This window comes from Acinetobacter sp. T63 (genome assembly GCF_053852345.1).
Genome location: NZ_CM132659.1, coordinates 2,227,721 through 2,248,137, shown reverse-complemented (window position 1 = coordinate 2,248,137; position 20,417 = coordinate 2,227,721). Strand labels below are relative to the sequence as shown.

Here is a 20,417-nt window from a genome sequence, read left to right as displayed (position 1 = left end):
ATGAACTTCACAATGTCATTTTCCGAGCTTATGCCATTAGCTCCTGTGATGATCGTGGCTTTAACTGCGATCGTCGTAATGATTCTCACCGCAATCAAGCGTAACCATAACCTGATTGCGACAGCATCTGTAGTGGGCTTAAACCTTGCTGCAGCGTATATTCTGCTCTCATTATTCGGTGGTGCTTTTGCACCAGCGAATGTCATGGGCATGTTTATGATTGATCAGTTCACACTGGTTTATCAGTTACTGATCCTGGTTGCTGCACTGGCTTGCTGTACCTTGTCACATGCTTATATTGAAAGCTATAAAGACAATCGTGAAGAGCTGTACATCCTGATGTTGTCCTCAGTTGCAGGCGCAATGCTCATGGTGGCAAGCTCGCACTATGCTTCATTCTTCATCAGCCTGGAATTGATGTCGATTCCGGTATATGGCTTGTTGGCCTATACACATCAGCGCTCGAAGTCTTTAGAAGCAGGGGTGAAATACCTGGTACTTTCAGCAACCGCATCTGCGATGTTGCTGATGGGTATGGCGTATATTTATGCCTACACCGGTTCACTGTCATTCTATGACTCTGTACAGGCGCTTATGCAGAACCTGCACCAGCCATTGGTCATTTTAGGTATTGCCTTAATTATCTTTGCGGTTGCATTCAAACTGTCTTTGGCACCATTCCACAAATGGACACCAGATGTGTATGCGGGTGCACCAGCACCAATCGCGACCTTCCTGGCGACGGCTGCCAAAGTGGCGACCATTGGTCTGTTCGTACGTTATTTGCTGACTTCAGGTGCCATCCTGCAAGAATCAGTTATTACACTGCTGACCATTATTGCCGTACTGTCGATTGTGGTCGGTAACTTCCTGGCGGTACGCCAAGTGAACTTGAAGCGTGTCCTGGCATACTCTTCAATCGCACACTTCGGTTATCTGCTGATTGGTCTGATCAGTCTGACTTATGCCAGCTTGGGTAATGTGACTGTTTATGTGATTACCTATGTATTAACCACGATTGGTGCTTTCGGTGCCGTAGCGTTAATGTCGAGTCCATATAACAACACTTCAGAAGCAGAAAGTCTGGCTGAATACCGTGGTCTGTTCTGGCGTCGTCCAGTGCTGACTGCTGTATTAACCGTGATGATGCTGTCTCTGGCCGGTATTCCACTGACTGCAGGCTTTATTGGTAAGTTCCTGATTGTCATGGCTGCGGTAACAACCCAGCACTGGTTCCTGGCAGCGATGATTATTGTCGGTTCGGGTATTGGTCTGTATTACTATTTACGTGTGATGGTGGTGATGTATATGACTCCGCCAGAAACACCAAAAATGGATGCAGTCGATCACTGGGGTCAACGTGTTGGCGGGATCATGGTTCTGCTGGCTGCACTGGCAGTATTGGTGATTGGTGTTTATCCGGATCCAATTATCCAGATGGCACTTGAAGCCGAGATTTTATCTCCAATTCACTTCATGCTGTCTCAGCAATAATCTTGAAAAAGAGAATTGTCTAGCAAAAAGCCCTCAATATTTGAGGGCTTTTTTGTTTTTATCAGGGTCAAAAAATGATTATAATAGACGGAATTTTATCTTAACCTTTTAGGTGTTCTCCCGTGGCTATCCATGAAATTCGTCATCCGCTCATTCGTCATAAACTCGGTTTACTGCGTCGTGCAGATATCAGTACTAAAAACTTCCGCGAGCTGGCGCAAGAAGTGACCATGCTGTTGACCTATGAGGCGACCAAAGATTTGCCAATGGTCGAGCATGAAATTGACGGCTGGAATGGTGCGGTCACGGTAGACCGTATTGCCGGTAAAAAAATTACGGTGGTACCAATTTTACGTGCCGGTATTGGCATGCTGGATGGTTTCCTGAACCTGATTCCAAGCGCCAAAGTGTCTGTACTGGGCTTAGAGCGTGATGAAGAAACGCTGGAAGCACGTACCTACTACAAAAAACTGGTACCGGATGTACAAAACCGTATTGCCATGATCATTGACCCAATGTTGGCCACCGGTTCATCTTTAGTGGCGGCGATTGATGTGTTAAAAGCCAGCGGCTGTAAAGATATTCGCGTGATGGTGCTGGTGGCTGCGCCAGAAGGCATTCAGCGTGTAGAAGCAGCGCATCCGGATGTGGTAATTTTCACTGCCTCTGTGGATCAGGGCCTGAATGAAAATGGCTATATCGTACCGGGCCTGGGTGATGCCGGTGACAAAATTTTCGGTTCCGTGCAAAAAGACTGATTTTGCCAGTGAACAGAGAAGGGGCTTTTATAGCCTCTTTTTTATATACTAAGCTTGAAGCGCAAAAGGGGGACAGGTCGATGAGCAACGAACAATATCAGGGTAAAGTTAAGCAATACAACGCAGACAAGGGTTACGGCTTTATTGCCTGTCCGGAAGGCGAAGTGTTTTTTCATATTTCCGATTTCCCGGCCGATGGGATAGAACCGAAGCGAAATGACCGGGTGAAATTTAATGTGGTCAAAAACGGCAACAAGTTTAAAGCAGTGAAAATTGAGCGGGTTGAAGACCAGTCGGCCAAAGCCAAAAAATCCAAAGTGGCCGCCCATAACCAGTCGATTACTTCTTCCCTGCTGTCCAATTTCCGACGTTAGTACTGAGGTAGAATTTATATATTCTGCTTAAGTCGAGTATAAGAATAGAAAAGAGGCTTTTTAGCTTCTTTTTTATTACAATTATTAAAAATATCAAAGATAAGAGCGCATTATGTTTCAAGAGGGGAAAATCAAAAGCTATCATGAAGATCGTGGTTTTGGTTTTATTCAGATAGAGAAAGAGTCAAAAGATTTATTTTTCCACATCAAAGATTTTCCCAATAAGAATGTTCCACCTAAAATCGGTGAAAATCTAAAATTTATAATTGTTGAAGATGCAGGAAAATTTAAAGCCGCGAATATTGTGCGCTTAGACCTAAAAGTATCAGAGCCTGCTGAACAGAACAATCTACGATACAGAAATATCGAGGGTAAAGTTTCGTCAAGAGATAAAAAGAAGTCTTCATGGCTTAACTCAAAGATCATTACTGTATTAGGCTTAATCATTATTTTAGGATTAAGTATTTTGGTATATAAGAAATATCAAGAATATCAAGCTCAGAAACAGCAAAAACTTGAAGAACTGATGATTGCTCAGCAACAGATCGTAGCTGAGCAAAGAGCGGTACATGGCGAATTACCGGAACTTGGACTTAGTGAAAAAGGGAAAAAGAATTTAGAAAATGTCCAAGAGAATGTAGAGCAAGCGCTGCCGGTAAGTAGCAGCTCATCTGAACAATTTAAATGTGATGGCCGCGAGCATTGTAGTCAGATGAAGTCTTATGAGGAGGCTTTATTCTTTATTCGTAATTGCCCAAATACCAAAATGGATGGTGATGGCGACGGGATTCCATGTGAAAGCCAATTTCGATAAGGTATGAAAAAAGCGCCCGCAGGCGCTTTTTTATGGATTAAATACAGTCTTATTTGCTGTCACAGAACTTCATAAAGGCTTTCAGACCTGGACCCTGGTATTTCTGACGATGCACCAGCATAAATAAAGGCCGCGCCAGTTGCCAGAATGGAGTGTCTAAAATCACCAGCTGGCCTTTTTCACGTAAAGGCTCAATCGCCAGTTTTGAAATACAGGACATGCCTAAGCCGCCGGCCACAATTTTCAGAATGGCTTCATTATGACCCAGGGTTAAACGGATTTTGGCATCTGGCACATCTTTTAAAATGGCGTTATCAAATACTTCACGCGTGCCTGAACCTTCTTCACGTAAAATCCATTCCACCTGTTTAAAGTCTTCTGCGGTTAAGGCACGGTCTAGCTGCGCCAGCGGATGATTCGGTGAACAGCAGACCGCCAGTTCATCATCACGCCAGTGGATACATTGCAGCTGCGGTAAATGACAGGAACCTTCAATCAGGGCTAAATCGAGCTGGAACTGGTTGACTGCTTCAATCATTTGACGGGTATTACCGACTTGCAGCTGTAAATGCGCCTGTGGCTGAATTTGCAGGAAGTTGGCCATTAAATCTGGCATCAGGTAATCGGAAATGGTCAGGGTCGCGCCCAGGCGCAAATCAATGCTTTGCAGCTCGCCTTTGGCGGCCTGTTCAAAGGCTTCACAGCGGCCTAGAATTTCAAGCGCCTGCGGGAGTAAAAAACGGCCCAGATCATTCAATTGCAGGCGTTTACCTAAACGGTCAAACAATGGTGCGCCTAAACCATCTTCCAGATCTGCTAAAGCCATACTCGCCGCACTTTGCGTCAGTTTGACGGCATCACTGGCCTTGGTTACTGTGCCTTCTTGAGCGACTGCTACAAAAACAGCCAATTGGCGTAAAGTCATGCGCATGAATATAGCCTTAACATTTAAAAAATATTAATAAATTATGCTGCCATGCTACCATGAGCGCAGTCTTTCATGCCACGTACAAATTATGTCAATTGAAAAATTTAGCCTAGAAACGGTGTTATCTGTACATCGCTGGACCGATACCTTGTTCAGCTTTACCATGACGCGTCCAGCCCACTTTAAATTTACTGCCGGGCAATTTGCGCGTATTGGCCTTAAAGTCGGCGATGAACTGGTGGTGCGGGCCTATTCAGTGGTGTCCTCACCTTTTGATGAAACCCTGGAATTCTTTTCAATTGTCGTACCCGATGGGGCCTTTACCTCCAATCTGCAACATCTACAGGTTGGCGATGAGCTGTATCTGGAAAAAGTCCCCTATGGCTTTTTAACCTTGGCGCGTTATCAGTTGCCTTTGCCACAAGACTTATGGCTCTTGGGTACCGGCACCGGACTGGCACCATTCCTGTCGATGCTGCAAGACTTCGACACCTGGAATAAATACCAGCATATCCATCTGGTCTATAGTGTCCGTACTGCCGCTGAACTGGCCTATGTCGAGCGGATTGAAGAAATTGCAGCGACTTTTGGCGAAGGGCATACAGGTTTTAAATTTGTGCCGATTATTACCCGTGATCCGAACGCACCTTTGCATGACCGTCTGCCGGTGTTAATCGCCAATGGCGAGCTGGAAAAAGCTGTGGGCCTGTCTTTTAATCCGGACAGCAGTCATGTGATGCTATGTGGTAACCCGCAAATGGTGGAAGATACCAAAGAAGCCCTAAAAGCGCGTGGCCTGAGCATGAATCGCCGTGGAGAAGGCAATATCGCGGTAGAGAATTACTGGTAAGCTTGAGTGTTACAGGCTTACTTCAATGGTCTGCTGTTCTCAGCCTGGTTTATTGTTCTGTGAGGATGTGATGCAAGTGTTTCAATCCATGCTTATGGCCAGCGTCGCGCTGGTGGCGGCAACTACGCTGCAGGCAAATATCACAGGCACGGAAACAGAAGTGACGGTACAAGAAAATGTGCTGATCTATACTGGCCCGCTCAGCCAAGATGCCAATACCCGTGCAGCTGCCTTGTTAAAGCAGTTCCCGTAAGTACAGACCCTGAAAATCACCAGTCAAGGGGGTGAAATTGGTCTGGGAATGGATTTGGGTGATCTGGTCTATGTGCATCAACTGAATGTAGAAGTCGGGCAATACTGTTTTTCCTCCTGCGCCAATTATGTGTTTCCGGCCGGAAAGGTCAAATATCTGAACTGGTGCAGTCAGCTGGGCTGGCATGGCGGCGCCATGTAACCAATGCAGTTTGATGATGCAGACATGGAGCAGGCCTATCAGCAGTATATTGGCCCGATGCGCGCCAGAGAAACCGCGTTTTTCCAGAAAATTCAGGTCCAGCAGGCATCGACTACAGCAGGGCAAGCGCCTGAATATGCGCGCTATCAAGATTGTATTGGCTGGCGCTATACACGCCAGAAAATGCAAAGTTTTGGAATAGATCAGGTGCGCTATAAACAGCTGATCTGGCTACCCAAATCCAGTTTTAAGCAGCAGTGTATTTTTACCATTCGCTAGCGGATTAAATGAAACGTATATTCTATTAAAAAACCTCATCTGTATGATTCAGATGAGGTTTTTTTGATGAAGTGTCAGCACCACTTGAATATGCTTAATGCACAAACATATCCATAAAATGACGGATTTCCTGAATCGCTGTTTCTGTATCAGTAGTCAGCCAGGTCGGTTCAAAAAAGCCGGCATAGTGTTCGACACGGTCTGCAGGGACCACCAGACGCACTGGACATTCTTCTTCCAGTAAGCGCCATGGAATAATCGGCACTTCATTATCGAGCCAGGCCGCGACATTACGCACATCAATCACCATGGCATTAATGCAGTCTGGAAACGGCATCACTGAAAACTCTTCAGTACGACGGCGGAAATATTCCAGATCGCCCCATTTCAGAAGAAAGCTCGGCTTACTGAACTCAATAATCCCGATTAAATGCTGATCACGCGTGTAGTGCAAAGCACATTGATGTGTGACGTCAGTGTCAAGATCAAGCGTTACACTTTGTTGACGATACGCCATAAAATTCTGGAGCATGAAAAAAAGAGTGACGTATTATAGCGCATTTGTATGCGTTAAGGCAGCGCTTGTGGTGGGCGATCTGAAGCAAATTGTTACCTGGCATTTTGCTGTATTAAGCAAGGAGGGGCTGATCAGGACTGGAGGATGCTCAGGCTGCTGATTTTTTCCTCACATCTAGGCGGCTCTATATTCCTTTTCATGTGCTTATTCTTCTAATTTTGCATCAGTTATTCATCTGCTTATTGCGACTAAAAAGTATACAAGTCCTGTCAGCTGCTAAATCCAGTTTACGTCAAAATTTTGAATAAAATGAAAGCAGTAAAAAACTTCATTTTTTGTAATTACATTTTTCACCATCTCACAATGCTTTGTCACACAACACAACAATGCTTCTTGTTAGTATAAAAATTCGACAAGCGAATAGAAAAGAAGTGAGGGAAACATGAGCCATGATTTTAACAAGCCACCTCATGTCACAAGCGCAGAAGAAGTACAAAAGAAAAAACGTATGCCAGTTTTTATCTTGATTGCTGTGGGTGTTTTTCTGCTGGCACTGGTGGTGTACATGTTTGCGGATCGTGATCCTAAACCGAGTGAGGCACCACCTGGGCATCCGAATGCCAATGTAGAACAGGCTACACCCAATAACAGTACGCCTGCAATGGCTGAAGAAGGTGTGGCGACCACAGGTGTGGATGGCGATATTGGCACCGCTGTAGATGGTGATTCAGCCACTGCCACTGATGGCGATACCGCTACGGCCACTGCTCAATAAGTCTGAAGATTGCATAAACCCTGACCATCAGTTCAGGGCTTTTTGCGATAGCCGTGCATTTTTACACGCTTGGTACTTCATAAAAACACGGTACTTAAAAACACAAAGTACTTAAACCTTTCATTTTTACCATGATCAAGATGCGCATCTTTTGCCATGAACAACGAATGTAGAAAGTCATAACAAGAGGGCAAGACATATGAATGATTATTTTGATGGAAACCCGAGAGGTGCAGGCTTCGATGCCATGTACTACTGGGAACAGTTTCATCCCATTTTATCGGCGATTGCCATACTTATTATTGGTTGGATTATTGCATTAATTGTCGGTGCAGCCATTAAAAAAGGCTTAGAAAAGCTGGGCATCAACCAGAAGCTGTCGCATGCCACCGGGCACCGTCCCAATGTAGAAAGTATTCTGTCCAGAGTTGCCTTCTGGATCATCATGATTATCGCGATTATCGCGGCGCTGAATGTGCTGAATCTGACCAGTGTCAGTGGACCGTTTAGCAATATGATTCAAAGCTTCCTGGTCTTTATTCCCCAGTTGTTGGCAGCCATTGCGGTCGGTTTTATTGCCTGGATTGTCGCAACGCTGGTCAAAATGGGCCTGCAGCGCGTACTGAACCGTACCCAGCTGGATGAAAAGCTCAGTGCCGATGTCGGGGTTAGCCCGATTAGCCGCAATATCAGTGATATTGTGTACTGGTTAATCCTGTTACTGTTCTTGCCAATTGTGCTGTCGATTCTGGGCTTAAACGGCCTGTTGTATCCAGTACAAAACATGGTGACTGAAGCCCTTTCTTATCTGCCGAATATCTTTATTGCCGGCGTGATTATTTTTGTCGGTTATATTCTGGCTAAAATTGTCCGTGGTATTGTCGAAGGTTTAATTGGTAGCCTGAATCTGCAACAGCAGGCGCAAAAAATTGGCCTGTTCAAGAACTCTAACTTGCCGAAGCTGGTCGGTTCTTTTGTTTTCGCCATTATTATCATTACTGCATTAATTATTGCATTTGAAGCCTTGGGTATTGAGGCGATTTCTCAGCCGGCAACCGCCATGCTGCATGAAATCATGTATGCAATCCCGCATATTATTGCCGCCGGTTTAATTCTGATCATTGCCTATGTGGTGTCGCGTTTCGTGGCCAATCTGGTGGTTGAAATTATTTCAGGCACAGGTGTCGATGAAATTCCGGCCAAACTGGGTGTACAGCGTTTCCTCGGTACCACCAAAGTATCGACCATGGTTGGTTGTCTGATCGTGTTCTTTACCATGCTGTTTGCTGTGTCTGAAGCGGCTAACCGTCTTGGTTTCGAGCAGGTGAGTGGTCTGATTTCCATGTTCATTTACTTCGGTGCCAATATCCTGCTGGGTGCGGTCATTCTGGTGGTCGGTTTCTGGCTGGCGAATGTGGTGGCCAAAGTGGTCGAGCGTGGTGAATACAACAGTTCACGCTGGTTAGCGACGCTGGTACGCGTACTGATTATGGGTCTGGTCGTAGCAATGGGCTTACGTGCCATGGGCATTGCCGATTCTATTGTGAACCTGGCCTTCGGTCTAACCTTGGGTGCAGTTGCGGTGGCCTTTGCTCTGGCCTTTGGTCTGGGTGGCCGTCAACCGGCAGAACGTGTTTTAACCGATCTGATTGATAAAGCCAAACGCGAAGCCAAGCAGCCGAATCCGTTGAAACAGGAGCAGGACAGTGCGGCCAATAGTGGCTTTACGACCCCAGGAGTGAATCCAATGAACAAACAGGACCCGTCACAAGGGACAAATACCCCCATGACTACGGATTTGTCGAATACCACACCGGCAACGCTGACCACTGCACCACAGGAAGATGAAGCATCCGGTGCAGATCAGGTTACACCTGATACGCTGAAGGTAGACCCGGCGCATCCGGCCAGCAATAATCCGTTTGGTTCAACTGGTGAAAAAGAACCGGATGTCGATGCACATCAACCACGAAAAGATGATCCGAAATAACCTGTCATCTATCTACAAGGTCGATCAAACTGAGTGTTGATCGACCTCGTTTTTTGTTGAAAACTGGAGAAGCAGAATGACGAAAAAGAAAGCGCCTTCCAATCTTTTTGCACCCGTAGTGATTGCAGGGATTACCCTTGGCTTTTTGGCCAGCGCCTATAAATTTATTTTTGCCAAAACTCAAAACCAAAATCAAAACCAACCCGCCCAGAGCGCTGATGATTCGGGCGATACCGGGCAAGCTGCGACCAAAGTCGATGATGTTGTATAAATGAACAATTTTTTGTTATAGTAAAGCTTCATAAAAAAGGAATAAATATTTCATATATTTTAGATGCTTATATTTAATCTGTATGAAATATTCAGGGAATAAAATCGACGAAAGTCTATTTGGGGAAGACCTTATGTTAAAAATTAGCTTAAAACAATCAGAACAGCCGGCAGTACTACCAAAGCATGTTCAGTGCGCCGTGGTGAAAATGCAGCAGACTATTTTACGTGTACAACGCCAGAATCATCTGTGCTTATTGCGCACAGATTATCTGGAATAATTCATCCACCAGTTTTATAAACCATCAGACATATTGGGCGGCGGCATGCGCTGACGCCCAGGCCCACTGGAAGTTATAACCACCTAAATGGCCCGTCACATCCAGCACCTCACCGACAAAATACAAGCCTTTCTGCTTTTTACTTTCCATGGTTTTGGAAGAAACTTCAGTGGTATCGACGCCACCTAAAGTCACCTCTGCGGTACGGTAGCCTTCGGTACCTGACGGTTTGACTTCAAAGCTGTGCAGGCGCGCTGCAATCTGCTCCAGTTTTTCATCACTCAGCTGTCCGATGGCGCTTTCCGCCTGTTCCGGCCAGATCAGCTGTTGCAGCTCTGCCACCACACTTTTCGGTAAATGTTCGGCCAGTAAGGTACGTAACAGCACTTTCGGCTGGCTGGATTTTTTGGCTTTAAAAAACTCGGCTAAATCCACGGCCGGCAGGAAGTCGATATGAAAACTTTGGCCGACATCCCAGTAATTGGACAGCTGCAGCGAACTTGGTCCGCTTAAACCGCGGTGAGTAAACAGCAAAGCTTCGGTAAAGCTGTTTAGCGTATTGGAAAGTGTGGCCTCTACGGCATTACCACTGAGGCGGGTAGTGACTTCTTTAAAACTGTCGGAAAAGGTAAACGGCACCAAGCCAGCACGGGTTGGATAGACATGATGACCAAACTGCTTGGCAATTTCATAACCGATTCCGGAACCCCCTAGCGTCGGAATGGACAGGCCGCCACTGGCGACGACCACAGATTCCGCCTGAAAATAACCTAAAGTGGTTGCGACCTGAAAACCCAAATCATCTATGGCGGTCATGGCTTTGACTTCACAGCTGGTTTTAATCTCGACCAGACCGGTTTTGTCACACTCGGCCAGCAGCATATTCAGAATGTCTTTGGCACCATTTAAGGTAAACAGCTGCCCATGTTTACGTTCTTCATAGTCAATGCCGTATTCGCAGACCAGCCCGATAAAATCCCAATTGGTATAACGACTGAGCGCGGAAATCACAAAATGCGGATTATGTGAAATATAGTTGCTTGGCTCGACATAGAGGTTGGTGAAATTGCATTTGCCACCGCCCGACATGAGGATTTTCTTGCCGACTTTATTGGCTTTTTCCAGCACCAATACTTTGCGTCCGCGCTGGGCAGCTATATAGGCGGTCATTAAACCAGACGCACCGGCACCCAAAACTAGAACATCGTATTGATTTGCTGTTGCCATGTTGCACCGAGAGAAAATGAAAGCGGACTATTATAGACTTTATCGTTTGATGATGCCGCATTTTCCAGATTGAAATGTGCGCAGAATATTTACTTTTCCTATAAAGCAGGAATGGTCTATCAATAAACCAAATCATCGTTAGCAAGGCCACATTTTACTGTTTTAAGGTGATTTTTTACGTGGCAAAGTCGTGTTTATTTGATCTGGTTTTATTTTAAAGTTGTTTTAAATCAATAGTTTAGTATTTATTAAAGGGGCATTGTTGTTCAGAATAAATAGCAATTTTTAGACATATTTTTTATGTCATGACTTTGTCTCTTGGGGAACACAATGAATAAAACATTATTAAGCCTGGCGGTAATTTTGAGTATGGCTCTCACTGGCTGCGGTGGCGGCGGTGGCAGTGACAGCAATACGGCAGCATCTTCAAATCCATCTGCACCGGCTCCTGTGACGCCAACTTCACCTGGTTCAACACCTGATACCACGCCTGTCACTGCCAGCTTGATCAATGACGTTCGCTTTGCAGATCTGGCCACCGAATTTAGTGCCCAGACTTTTGGTCTGGACAGCTGGAATCCGAAAGCGATGGTGGTGCATTAGGATATTTTGTATGTGGCCAATGACAGCGCCGAGGCAAGCATTTTGCGTTATGACCTGAAAGCCAAGCGAGTCTTGAGTTCGATCCATGCCCAGAATATTTCCGGCATTGGTCGGCCGTGGAATCGGTTGTTTGATTTAAGTGTACATAACGACCGCTTATATGCGGCTTCTTATTCGTCTAACCGGGTCGATGTCTTTGATTTAGGCTCAGGCGAACCACAATTTCTGATGTCGTTGGGAACCGGCAGTTGGTCGGGTGATCAGCACAATACCGTGGTGGTGCATCCCATGTCGGTGGCAGCGAATGATCAATATGTATTTGCCACAGATACGCATAGCCGGATTAATGTCTGGAAGCAAAGTGAGATCAGTAGCACCAATCATTTAAAAGCCAAAAAATATGCACGTTTGTCCTTGCCGAACTGTGGTTATAACTGTAGTGCGCGTTTGGAAGCTGTCGGTAATTTGCTGTATGCCAGTTTTAATAATGGCATGAGCTATGTATATGACCTGACTCATCTTGAAGAAGGCGCAACAAACGTGGCGGCGACACGACAGGAAAATGTGGGAACACGGGTATTTCATGCCGCGGATGACCAGCGTTTTTATGCAGCCCATACTTCAGGCCGGATCGACAGTTCAGCTTTACCAAATACGCAAAATCTACAGAATATTTTTCCAGCCGCAGAAGAAAGTTTTTATAAATATCGTACGGCAGGGGCGAGTACCGATCAGCAACTGGCCGGTGCCTTAGATATTCAGGTTAGTCAGGAACATTTATTCAGCCTGTTTAACGGCAAAATTGTCATGATGCCGCTTAAGCGATTGCAGCAGTTCCAGTCCAATACTGCTGCCACAGTCACGGCACTCAAGCAGCAGCAGGCCCAAAGCCGCAGTTATGTGCTGCAAGATGGGGAAAGCTGGGAAACCCTGACCAATGAAAACCTGCGCCATTTTTATATGGATAATATTTTATCGGCAAATTTACAGCATCAGCTTCTGGCCTTGCAAAGCTATAGTGCGGCACCGGTCCGTGATCTGGAAATTCACGCCAGACTGAAAGATACCGAGCAATGGTTTGTGTTGGCCCGCTTGGACCATCTGGATGCTTTTAGCCAGGTCAAACTCAAACTGAATATCAATGAAAATATGCATTTCCCATTGCTGCAGGGCACAGGTTCGGTTCAGCTAAGAAATTTAGGCAACTTCCAGCAGTTACCGGCAGATTTACTCGAGTTAAAAATCAGCTCCGCAACCGATCCGCATGTACAAAAGCTCATGAGTTTAAAGCCGAAATGGAAAATTCATTTTGGCAACTTTGCCCCTAAAACGCATGGCAATTGGGGCAAAATTACTCCAGCCTATGCGCGTGAATGGGTGATTATGATTACCAATTTTGCCTATCTGGTGAATAGCCCTGAGTTTAAACACATCTGGTTTAACCATAAAGCGGTCATGGGGCATGACTTCTTTGGCAACAAGGGCCAAGTGGTCGGAGATGGCGGTTACTTTACCGCAGCGGAGTATCAAAAATATTATGATGAGATTATGAACCGTGGCAAAGTGACGCTCGGGGTGACCACCGTGGGCGGCGGTTTAGGCGGACGCAATGTGCTGGGAGTCGATACCTGGCTGTTCTATGCGCATTATTTTAATACCAGTATTGGTATTGTGGGCCATGAGTTCAGCCATCACTGGGGCAGCCACGACAGCGCCTGGGCCAAAGGGGGCTACGGTTTACAGGAAATTAATCAGCAATTGCATCAATATTTACAGCGTAAACAACGCTTGCCGTATATGGACCCAGAGCTGAATAAATTCCACTTAACGCCACGGGCTGAGCTCTATAACGGGGTCGCAGAAAATATGCGCCGACCACGTCCGGATTCACATGTGAATCATCTGGAGCGTTATTTTGCGGCCAATCCATTGCCAGAAACCAAGCAGCCTTAAGTTCTGATTTTTTCTTCCATCCAGTTGAAACTGTATCCGCTGGATGGAAGCCCGATTGAGGACGTGACAACAGACGAACTTTGAATTTCACAGCACATACAGATCATCAACAAAACTTTCATCAGACTTTTTTATGATCTGTTTATATTAAGGTGTCGAGCTTCAACTTGACGCAGTTACACTTTGATTTGCTTAACAATAAACAGAAATGTCGGCTAGGCATCTACATCTGGTATCGGACTTTATAAAAAAGGAAAAAATCAATGAATCAAACCGCGGGGCTGGATCAGCTCAAACAATACAACCTGATCACCTATATTCTGTATATCGTCGGCTTTTTTGTCGGTGTTACGCCAATTATTGCCATTATCATGAATTATTTAAAACGTGCAGAAATGCGTGGCACCTGGCTGGAAAGTCATGTGAACTGGCAAATCAAAACTTTTTGGGTGACGCTGATTGCCTATCTGGTCGGTGCGGTTCTGACCACCATTCTGATTGGTTTTATTGTGCTGTTGCTGGCCTTTATCTGGCATATCTACCGTTTGGTGAAAGGCCTGATGGCGCTAAACAATAACCAGCCGGTATCATAAATAGACTGCACTTGAAGCTAATGCTTTAAAACGCGCGTCCCTGTAGCCCGCCAGTATGGATCAGTAAAATTTTCTGGTCTGGCCCAATTTTATCTTGATCAATCAGATCAAAGATGCCGCGCAGCATTTTGCCGGTATAAACCTGCTCCAGCGGAATATTATAACGCTGCTCAAACGTCTGAATAAACTGGATTAATTCGGGTGTGGTTTTGGCATAACCGCCACAGCAATAATTATCCAGAATACGCCAGTTGCGTTTGGTCGTGAGCTGCGCGACCTCCTGAGTTAAAAAATCACCTTTTAAGGCCGAAAATCCCAACAATTGCTGATGTTGCTGGCTGGCCTCAATCAACCCGGCAAACGTGCCACCCGTACCGACGGCACAGCAGATTAGATCGAATTGCGCATCTTCCGCTGTCAGAATTTCCCGACAGCCTTGAACCGCCAGCGCATTGGTGCCACCTTCCGGAATCAGATAAAAATCGGGATATTGCTGTTGCAGGTGCTGCAAAAAATCGGGCTGATCTTTCTGGCGATAGGCATTGCGGGAGATAAACTCCAGCTGCATGCCAAATTGCTGCGCCGTAGCCAAGGTTGGGTTTAGAGGACGCTGCGCCAGTTCTTCACCGCGAATCATGCCTAGACTCTGAAAACCAAACTGGTGTGCGGCAAAAGCGGTTGCAGCAATATGATTGGAATAGGCTCCGCCAAAGGTCAGTACTTTTTCAAACCCCTGTTGCCGGGCGGCCAGCAGGTTGTATTTCAGTTTAAAAAACTTGTTGCCCGAAATCTGCGGATGAATCAGATCCAGCCGCTTGATGCTGATGCGCTGGTGGCGATATTCAATGTGCTGATCAGGCACCTGCTGGGCAATAGAATCAAACATAGACAGAACGGAACGTTTTTGACAATTCTAACTGAAAACGGGGCGCGGTCAGTAAAGACATTTAAATAATCTCTCACGATAAAAGCCGGATCGGGCTTGCATAAAAATAGTAACTGTGTAAAAAATAAACATATAGACCTTGCAGAAAGGGAGAATAATGATGAAAAGAATCATCTTCCTGCTTATTTTAATCCAGGGTGCTTTACTGGCGGCTTGTGACCCGACCAGAGATTTAAACCAGCCCAAAACGGAAGAAACACGCAGCATGATTATTGGCGGTGTGCCGGTGCATGATCAGGATTATCTGCTGCCCAAGCAAGAAGCGAGTGTGAGGCCAGAGCAGACCGATCCATCACAGATTTATTAATATTGTATTTAATTGATGATCTTGAAAAGCGCTCAGGCCATGCTGGTATCTGGGCGCTTTTTTATGGCAAGCAAATTTCAGCAGATTGATTAAAATACGGAGTGAATTTTATAAGGTCAGTATAAAGATCTATAGTGAAAAATATCGTGAAAATCAAAACAACTGGTAAAAAATAGGAAGATATTCAAAGCACTTGCTTGTAAAATGCCGGCAGATCATTGTATTGGATAGGACTGTGGAATCCGTTTTTATTTTGGGATCAATTGCGCTGGCATTGATGTTGGGGGCCATGAGTCCGGGGCCAACATCAATTTATGTGGCGAAAAACTCGATTGCGATTTCACGTCAGCATGGTCTGTTTACCGCGCTGGGCACCGGCTTGGGTGCAGCTATCTTTGGTTTACTTGCGGTGCTTGGCTTACAGGCCTTTTTACTGGCTGTGCCATCGGCCTATCTGGCCTTAAAAATTTGTGGCGGCTTATACCTGCTGTGGCTGGCATTTAAAATTCTTAAACATGCCAAAGATCCGATTCAGGCCGATCATGCGGCTGGTACGCAAATGTCCTTACGCCGTGCTTTTATGACCGGTCTGATTACCCAATTGTCGAATCCTAAAATTGCTATTGTGCTGGCCAGTATTTTTACCGCGCTATTACCCAAAGATATTCCGCTGTATTTTTATTTTGTCCTGCCTATTCTGTGTTTCTTTATTGATGCCGGCTGGTGTTCCTTGCTGGCGGTGGCACTATCGGCGGAAAAACCGCGCGCAGTCTATTTAAAGTTTAAAAAAGTGTTTGATCGTGCGGCCGGTGTGGTGATGACGGTGCTGGGTCTAAAGCTGATTTTTGGTATGAAATAGATGGCTTAAATTGTGTTGATCGTTGATCAACATATCTCAAAAAAGCCTCCGTTTTGTCGGAGGCTTTTTTATCTTAGAACATATTTTCTTCAGAATTGGCGGAAATCCGGTGGATAGATAAATCTGCGCCATTAAATTCTTCTTCTTGGCTTAAACGGATCCCCATCAGCAGTTTCAGTACGCCGTAAACCAGGAACCCCCCGGCCAGCGCAATCAGAATTGCCAGCGCTGTGCCGAACAGCTGGGAGATCAGGGATACGCCCCCCATACCACCGAGCCATTGCTGCCCAAAGATGCCAACTGCCAGCCCACCAAAAGCACCACATACGCCATGCAATGGCCAGACACCAAGCACATCATCAATCTTGAGTTTATTCTGGGTATAGGTGAAGAGTTTGACAAACATAATCCCGGCGATGCCGCCAATCACAAAGGCACCGAGTGGATGTACCACATCGGAGCCGGCGCAGATGGCCACCAGACCGGCAAGCGGACCATTATGTAAAAAGCCCGGGTCATCTTTACCTGCAATTTTGGCGGCTATTGTGCCCCCGACCATCGCCATTAAAGAATTGATTGCCACTAGTCCGGAAATGGCATCCAGACGCTGGGCACTTATCACATTAAAGCCAAACCAGCCGACAATTAAAATCCAGGAACCCAAAGCCAGAAAAGGAATAGACGAGGGCGGATGCGCACTGATACGACCATCTTTTTTATAGCGCCCATAACGCGCGCCCAGCAGAATCACCGCGGCCAGTGCAATCCAGCCCCCCCATGGCATGTACCACCACCGAACCGGCAAAGTCATGGAAACTGGCACCAAAACTGTGTGCTAGCCAGCGTTGCAGACCAAAGTTGCCATTCCAGATCATCCCTTCAAAAAATGGATAAATCAGCGCCACCAGAAATAAGGTCGCCAAGGCCTGCGAGCGCATTTTGGCACGTTCGGCAATCCCGCCAGAAATAATGGCCGGAATCGCCGCTGCAAAGGTCAGCAGGAAAAAACAGCGCATCAGGTTGTAGCCATGATCGGCCGCCAGAGTGGTCGAGCTATGGAAAAAATGCTGGCCATAGGCAATATAATAGCCCACCAGAAAATAGGCCACCGCAGAAATGGCAAAGTCCGTGAGAATCTTGCTTAGGGCATTGACCTGATTTTTATGCCGAACGGTGCCGAGCTCTAAAAATGCAAATCCGGCATGCATGGCCAGTACCAGCACTGCACCAAGAAGGAGAAATAATAAGTCGATATTTGGCATTGTGCGTTCCAATTGAGTGCACGGGATCAGGAAAAGAAGCTCAGTATATCGAGGCGAATAGATTGTCAAAGAGGGGCAGACTGCGGAAATTTTGATGAAGAATTTCGTGAAATGAATAAGACTCGATATAAAGCACAGTGCGGTTTTTTGCACCAAATCAAGTCTTTTTTGAACGCTGTAAAATTCAATATTATTGGCTATTTTTGAAGGATTTAAATTGATTGATACAAAGATGCGCAGCAGTTTGTATGTTTACGGTGCATTTTGAAACAGGCTGGACTGTTTAGAAAATTTTAAAAATTAAGGCGAAAATTGCTGCGAGGGCTAATGTGGTTGCGTGTAGGAACAGAAAAAGTGCGAAAGAATAGCAAGGAATACTGGATGTAAAACAGCAGAACCCCATTAGCGGGGTTCTGTTTATAAAACTGACTTAGCTCAAGAGAACTGAGTTAATCGGTAAAATGTACTGGAATCCATTGATAGCTTTTGCCATCTTTTGAATAAATATGGCCGATGCCCGGGAATGGTAAATGCGCGGCCGCAATGGTCTGCCCGTCTTTGGCATATTCAGCAAAATGCTTGAGACGAGTGGCGACCGCCGCTTTCGGGTCAATATCGAACTCAATGGCGGTTTCAGGCTTATCAAACTGAATGGTATGCGAATGTACAATATCACCAATAAATACCAGTTCCTGCTGCTCATGCTTTAATTTAAAACTGTAATGTCCCGGTGTATGCCCGAATGACGGTTTAAACTCGACACCACCAAAGGCCAGAGATTTATCGGAGAAGACTTTAATCTTTTTGGCTTTTTCATAAGGTGCTAAAGCCGCTTTGATTTTTTCCACCGTACCCAAAAAGCCAGCCTGTTTATCTTTAGGCAGTTTTTTTACAGTATTGGGGTTGAGCCAGAACTCATATTCAGTTTTGGCAATATGCAAGGTCGCATTTGGATAATTGGCTACACCATTATTTGAGATGCCACAGACATGGTCAGGGTGTAAATGTGTCAGAAAGACACCATTCACTTGTTCAGGCTGATGGCCTGAGGCTTTTAAATTGTTATAGATTGAACCTAAGTGATCGCCAAAACAGCTGGCTGCACCGCTATCAACCAGATAAAGCTGACTGCCGGTATTCACCAGAAAAGCATTGACGGAGGTCTGGATGCCTTTGGCTTGATCGGCATAGTATTTTTGCAGAATCTCGCTAACTTCCTGATCTGCCGCACCTTTAAATTGTGAGCGGTTGAGATAGTTGGTGCCATCGAGCAGGGCGGTAATCTGATAAGGCCCAAACTGATGCTGATAATAGCCCGCGACCTGTTTTTGTTGGGGGATGGTTGGTTCAACGGCTTGGACTGTGGTGATAGTTGTGGTGCTTAGGGTTAGAGCGAGAAGGATTGGTTTTAAAGTTTTCATAGAGTTCTTATAAGTTTTAAAGTGATACATCTTTTTATCATATTTATTGGTGAAATTTACAACTAGTTGAAAGCTTCTTCTCTTGCGCCATAGATGACTCAGGGAGAAGGTTGGGATGAGGGTTATAGCTTTTCGCCTTACTTTTGTCGGGGCAAAAGTAATAAAACCCCTTTGTTCGTTAGAGGGCACGTCCGTGTGCCCCTAACGAACGGGCGACATCCATGTCGCAAGTCATGTAATCAAATTTCTTGGAAAAATATCAAAGATGAAGTTACATGGTAATCCCCCCTAAAAATAAAAGGATCTAAAAGTAGAATTTTCTCTTAAGATACGAGCAGGAGATTCTGCATGAAAACATCTAAATTTACTGACAGCCAGATCATGTCCATTTTAAAACAGGCGGAGTCTGGCACACCTGTAGCCACCCTTTGTCGTGAACATGGCATGAGTAATGCCACGTTTTATAAATGGCGTGCCAAATATGGCGGTATGGATACCTCATTGATGGCTCGACTGAAAGAGCTGGAAGCAGAAAATACCAGACTAAAAAAAATGTATGCTGAAGAGCGATTAAAGGCAGAGATTGTTCAGGAAGCAATGTCAAAAAAGTGGTGAAGCCATCTTGCCGACGTCAGATGGCTCAACAAGCCGTTGCCCTGCATGCGGTTAGTATCCGTTTAGCTTGCTCTGCATTTGGCATTAGTGAAACCTGCTACCGTTATCAGGCTAAACTTTGCGATGACAATGCATTAATTGCTAAACAGCTCATTGAACTCACTGAGGAAAATTCCGATTGGGGATTTGGTCTGTGCTTCTCATATTTACGACATGTTGAGAGTCACTGCTGGAATCACAAGCGGGTTTACCGCATTTACTGTGAGTTGGCACTAAATCTGCGTATTAAACCGAGAAGAAGACTAAAACGGCACGCGCCTGAACCATTGAAAGAACCAATCCGAGAAAATCAGGTCTGGTCATTAGATTTTATGCATGATCAGCTGATCGATGGTCGAAAGTTCCGATTATTAAATGTGATTGATGACTACCGTCGAGAAGGCTTAGCGATTGAAGCAGGATTCTCATTACCTACAATCCGAGTTATTCGTACGTTGAATCAGTTGCTGGAGTGGCGAGAAAAGCCGTTAGTTATTCGGTGTGACAATGGCCCGGAGTTTATCAGTCATGAATTTGTACGCTGGGCAACTGAACAAGGTATTCGTATTGAATATATTCAACCAGGTAAGCCACAGCAGAATGCGTATATTGAACGTTATAATCGGACTATACGTTATAGCTGGCTAAGCAAGCATCTATTTGACACACTGGAAGAAGTACAAGATTATGCAACGAGTTGGCTGTGGCATTACAACTATGAAAGACCACACCAAGCAAACAAAGGAAGGCCACCTCTAATGGCTGCTTAACCTCTACTTTTAACTTCGGTTATTTATGGGAGGATTAC

23 protein-coding genes and 1 pseudogene are annotated in these 20,417 nt (G+C 45.4%); 18 read left to right on the top strand and 6 right to left on the bottom strand.

Annotated features, from left to right (window positions below; translation table 11 throughout):
• From nuoN to ACVLR6_RS10780, 4 genes are all read left to right on the top strand, one after another.
• Positions 1 to 1,494: an NADH-quinone oxidoreductase subunit NuoN gene (nuoN, locus tag ACVLR6_RS10795; protein ID WP_005179615.1), complete on the top strand. Its 1,494-nt coding sequence runs from the start codon at positions 1 to 3 to the stop codon at positions 1,492 to 1,494.
• 122 nt (positions 1,495 to 1,616) lie between these two features.
• Positions 1,617 to 2,252 (top strand): uracil phosphoribosyltransferase, encoded by a 636-nt coding sequence (gene upp, locus ACVLR6_RS10790; RefSeq protein ID WP_045796291.1) that lies wholly within the window; start codon positions 1,617 to 1,619, stop codon positions 2,250 to 2,252.
• A gap of 80 nt (positions 2,253 to 2,332) precedes the next feature.
• Complete coding sequence (locus ACVLR6_RS10785; RefSeq protein WP_005179613.1) at positions 2,333 to 2,626, top strand: cold-shock protein; 294 nt, start codon at positions 2,333 to 2,335, stop codon at positions 2,624 to 2,626.
• Positions 2,627 to 2,738: 112 nt separating this feature from the next.
• Entirely contained in the window at positions 2,739 to 3,440 is a 702-nt protein-coding gene (locus ACVLR6_RS10780; protein ID WP_016659365.1) for a cold shock domain-containing protein, read from the top strand.
• Between the two features lie 49 nt (positions 3,441 to 3,489).
• Here ACVLR6_RS10780 and gigC read toward each other — a convergent pair whose 3' ends face one another.
• The gene (gene gigC, locus ACVLR6_RS10775; protein WP_005179612.1) at positions 3,490 to 4,371 is read right to left on the bottom strand and encodes a LysR family transcriptional regulator GigC; all 882 of its coding nucleotides are present in this window, start codon (positions 4,369 to 4,371) and stop codon (positions 3,490 to 3,492) included.
• An 85-nt stretch (positions 4,372 to 4,456) separates the two neighbouring features.
• Here gigC and ACVLR6_RS10770 point away from each other — a divergent pair, with 85 nt between their 5' ends.
• From ACVLR6_RS10770 to ACVLR6_RS10755, 4 genes are all read left to right on the top strand, one after another.
• A complete protein-coding gene (locus ACVLR6_RS10770) occupies positions 4,457 to 5,218 on the top strand; it encodes a ferredoxin--NADP reductase (protein ID WP_034597870.1) in 762 nt (253 codons plus the stop codon).
• Between the two features lie 70 nt (positions 5,219 to 5,288).
• Positions 5,289 to 5,471, top strand: coding sequence for a hypothetical protein (locus tag ACVLR6_RS10765; RefSeq protein ID WP_455995189.1), 183 nt, complete (start codon positions 5,289 to 5,291; stop codon positions 5,469 to 5,471).
• Positions 5,472 to 5,519: 48 nt separating this feature from the next.
• Positions 5,520 to 5,672 (top strand): hypothetical protein, encoded by a 153-nt coding sequence (locus ACVLR6_RS10760; protein WP_455995187.1) that lies wholly within the window; start codon positions 5,520 to 5,522, stop codon positions 5,670 to 5,672.
• Between the two features lie 3 nt (positions 5,673 to 5,675).
• Positions 5,676 to 5,951 (top strand): hypothetical protein, encoded by a 276-nt coding sequence (locus ACVLR6_RS10755; protein WP_104505627.1) that lies wholly within the window; start codon positions 5,676 to 5,678, stop codon positions 5,949 to 5,951.
• Positions 5,952 to 6,045: 94 nt separating this feature from the next.
• Here the strand turns inward: ACVLR6_RS10755 and ACVLR6_RS10750 are convergent, their stop codons facing one another.
• A complete protein-coding gene (locus ACVLR6_RS10750) occupies positions 6,046 to 6,468 on the bottom strand; it encodes a hypothetical protein (RefSeq protein WP_034598216.1) in 423 nt (140 codons plus the stop codon).
• A gap of 442 nt (positions 6,469 to 6,910) precedes the next feature.
• Between ACVLR6_RS10750 and ACVLR6_RS10745 the strand changes: the two genes are divergently transcribed.
• The 4 genes from ACVLR6_RS10745 to ACVLR6_RS10730 all read left to right on the top strand — a co-directional run bounded on the left by ACVLR6_RS10745 (position 6,911) and on the right by ACVLR6_RS10730 (position 9,784).
• Positions 6,911 to 7,243, top strand: a complete 333-nt coding sequence (locus ACVLR6_RS10745; protein WP_005179600.1) for a flagellar basal body-associated FliL family protein — start codon at positions 6,911 to 6,913, stop codon at positions 7,241 to 7,243.
• Between the two features lie 199 nt (positions 7,244 to 7,442).
• A complete protein-coding gene (locus tag ACVLR6_RS10740; protein ID WP_455995185.1) occupies positions 7,443 to 9,233 on the top strand; it encodes a mechanosensitive ion channel in 1,791 nt (596 codons plus the stop codon).
• 76 nt (positions 9,234 to 9,309) lie between these two features.
• Positions 9,310 to 9,504 carry a hypothetical protein gene (locus tag ACVLR6_RS10735; RefSeq protein WP_005179595.1) on the top strand — a complete coding sequence of 65 codons (195 nt, stop codon included), beginning with the start codon at positions 9,310 to 9,312 and terminating at the stop codon, positions 9,502 to 9,504.
• Between the two features lie 133 nt (positions 9,505 to 9,637).
• Positions 9,638 to 9,784 (top strand): hypothetical protein, encoded by a 147-nt coding sequence (locus ACVLR6_RS10730; protein WP_005179593.1) that lies wholly within the window; start codon positions 9,638 to 9,640, stop codon positions 9,782 to 9,784.
• Positions 9,785 to 9,808: 24 nt separating this feature from the next.
• On the opposite strand, the gene ACVLR6_RS10725 is transcribed toward ACVLR6_RS10730, so the two are convergent.
• Entirely contained in the window at positions 9,809 to 11,011 is a 1,203-nt protein-coding gene (locus ACVLR6_RS10725; protein WP_455995183.1) for an NAD(P)/FAD-dependent oxidoreductase, read from the bottom strand.
• A 330-nt stretch (positions 11,012 to 11,341) separates the two neighbouring features.
• On the opposite strand from ACVLR6_RS10725, the gene ACVLR6_RS10720 reads away from it, so the two are divergent.
• The 3 genes from ACVLR6_RS10720 (at position 11,342) to ACVLR6_RS10710 (ending at position 14,160) form a co-directional block, all read left to right on the top strand.
• The gene (locus tag ACVLR6_RS10720) at positions 11,342 to 11,614 is read left to right on the top strand and encodes a hypothetical protein (protein WP_455995182.1); all 273 of its coding nucleotides are present in this window, start codon (positions 11,342 to 11,344) and stop codon (positions 11,612 to 11,614) included.
• 12 nt (positions 11,615 to 11,626) lie between these two features.
• Positions 11,627 to 13,567, top strand: a complete 1,941-nt coding sequence (locus ACVLR6_RS10715) for a YncE family protein (RefSeq protein WP_455995180.1) — start codon at positions 11,627 to 11,629, stop codon at positions 13,565 to 13,567.
• A 263-nt stretch (positions 13,568 to 13,830) separates the two neighbouring features.
• The gene (locus ACVLR6_RS10710) at positions 13,831 to 14,160 is read left to right on the top strand and encodes a DUF4870 family protein (protein WP_104499095.1); all 330 of its coding nucleotides are present in this window, start codon (positions 13,831 to 13,833) and stop codon (positions 14,158 to 14,160) included.
• Positions 14,161 to 14,185: 25 nt separating this feature from the next.
• On the opposite strand, the gene ACVLR6_RS10705 is transcribed toward ACVLR6_RS10710, so the two are convergent.
• Positions 14,186 to 15,046, bottom strand: coding sequence for a 1-aminocyclopropane-1-carboxylate deaminase/D-cysteine desulfhydrase (locus ACVLR6_RS10705; protein ID WP_455995178.1), 861 nt, complete (start codon positions 15,044 to 15,046; stop codon positions 14,186 to 14,188).
• Between the two features lie 157 nt (positions 15,047 to 15,203).
• Between ACVLR6_RS10705 and ACVLR6_RS10700 the strand changes: the two genes are divergently transcribed.
• Together ACVLR6_RS10700 and ACVLR6_RS10695 are read left to right on the top strand one after the other, a co-directional pair.
• Positions 15,204 to 15,413 (top strand): NF038215 family lipoprotein, encoded by a 210-nt coding sequence (locus ACVLR6_RS10700; RefSeq protein ID WP_410113937.1) that lies wholly within the window; start codon positions 15,204 to 15,206, stop codon positions 15,411 to 15,413.
• Positions 15,414 to 15,648: 235 nt separating this feature from the next.
• Positions 15,649 to 16,272: a LysE family translocator gene (locus ACVLR6_RS10695; protein ID WP_455995176.1), complete on the top strand. Its 624-nt coding sequence runs from the start codon at positions 15,649 to 15,651 to the stop codon at positions 16,270 to 16,272.
• Positions 16,273 to 16,345: 73 nt separating this feature from the next.
• Here the strand turns inward: ACVLR6_RS10695 and ACVLR6_RS10690 are convergent.
• Positions 16,346 to 17,534, bottom strand: a pseudogene (locus ACVLR6_RS10690) (ammonium transporter).
• A 449-nt stretch (positions 17,535 to 17,983) separates the two neighbouring features.
• Complete coding sequence (locus ACVLR6_RS10685) at positions 17,984 to 18,955, bottom strand: MBL fold metallo-hydrolase (protein WP_455995174.1); 972 nt, start codon at positions 18,953 to 18,955, stop codon at positions 17,984 to 17,986.
• Between the two features lie 348 nt (positions 18,956 to 19,303).
• Between ACVLR6_RS10685 and ACVLR6_RS10680 the strand changes: the two genes are divergently transcribed.
• Positions 19,304 to 20,379, top strand: a protein-coding gene (locus tag ACVLR6_RS10680) for an IS3 family transposase (RefSeq protein ID WP_455995172.1) whose coding sequence is annotated in 2 segments (ribosomal slippage) — positions 19,304 to 19,556 and positions 19,556 to 20,379 — 1,077 coding nt in all. Because the reading frame shifts where the segments join, the coding sequence is not laid out codon by codon here.
• The last annotated feature ends 38 nt before the right edge of the window (positions 20,380 to 20,417 follow it).

Bases quoted from the DNA above. Each gene is read 5' to 3' on its own strand.
- ACVLR6_RS10765 (WP_455995189.1), top strand. From the start codon at position 5,289: ATGCAAGTGTTTCAATCCATGCTTATGGCCAGCGTCGCGCTGGTGGCG.
- ACVLR6_RS10685 (WP_455995174.1), bottom strand. From the start codon at position 18,955: ATGAAAACTTTAAAACCAATCCTTCTCGCTCTAACCCTAAGCACCACA.
- ACVLR6_RS10720 (WP_455995182.1), top strand. From the start codon at position 11,342: ATGAATAAAACATTATTAAGCCTGGCGGTAATTTTGAGTATGGCTCTC.
- gigC (WP_005179612.1), bottom strand. From the start codon at position 4,371: ATGCGCATGACTTTACGCCAATTGGCTGTTTTTGTAGCAGTCGCTCAA.
- ACVLR6_RS10735 (WP_005179595.1), top strand. From the start codon at position 9,310: ATGACGAAAAAGAAAGCGCCTTCCAATCTTTTTGCACCCGTAGTGATT.
- ACVLR6_RS10725 (WP_455995183.1), bottom strand. From the start codon at position 11,011: ATGGCAACAGCAAATCAATACGATGTTCTAGTTTTGGGTGCCGGTGCG.
- ACVLR6_RS10785 (WP_005179613.1), top strand. From the start codon at position 2,333: ATGAGCAACGAACAATATCAGGGTAAAGTTAAGCAATACAACGCAGAC.
- ACVLR6_RS10780 (WP_016659365.1), top strand. From the start codon at position 2,739: ATGTTTCAAGAGGGGAAAATCAAAAGCTATCATGAAGATCGTGGTTTT.
- ACVLR6_RS10710 (WP_104499095.1), top strand. From the start codon at position 13,831: ATGAATCAAACCGCGGGGCTGGATCAGCTCAAACAATACAACCTGATC.
- ACVLR6_RS10755 (WP_104505627.1), top strand. From the start codon at position 5,676: ATGCAGTTTGATGATGCAGACATGGAGCAGGCCTATCAGCAGTATATT.
- ACVLR6_RS10705 (WP_455995178.1), bottom strand. From the start codon at position 15,046: ATGTTTGATTCTATTGCCCAGCAGGTGCCTGATCAGCACATTGAATAT.
- ACVLR6_RS10770 (WP_034597870.1), top strand. From the start codon at position 4,457: ATGTCAATTGAAAAATTTAGCCTAGAAACGGTGTTATCTGTACATCGC.
- ACVLR6_RS10750 (WP_034598216.1), bottom strand. From the start codon at position 6,468: ATGGCGTATCGTCAACAAAGTGTAACGCTTGATCTTGACACTGACGTC.
- ACVLR6_RS10700 (WP_410113937.1), top strand. From the start codon at position 15,204: ATGATGAAAAGAATCATCTTCCTGCTTATTTTAATCCAGGGTGCTTTA.
- ACVLR6_RS10760 (WP_455995187.1), top strand. From the start codon at position 5,520: ATGGATTTGGGTGATCTGGTCTATGTGCATCAACTGAATGTAGAAGTC.
- nuoN (WP_005179615.1), top strand. From the start codon at position 1: ATGAACTTCACAATGTCATTTTCCGAGCTTATGCCATTAGCTCCTGTG.
- ACVLR6_RS10745 (WP_005179600.1), top strand. From the start codon at position 6,911: ATGAGCCATGATTTTAACAAGCCACCTCATGTCACAAGCGCAGAAGAA.
- ACVLR6_RS10730 (WP_005179593.1), top strand. From the start codon at position 9,638: ATGTTAAAAATTAGCTTAAAACAATCAGAACAGCCGGCAGTACTACCA.
- ACVLR6_RS10740 (WP_455995185.1), top strand. From the start codon at position 7,443: ATGAATGATTATTTTGATGGAAACCCGAGAGGTGCAGGCTTCGATGCC.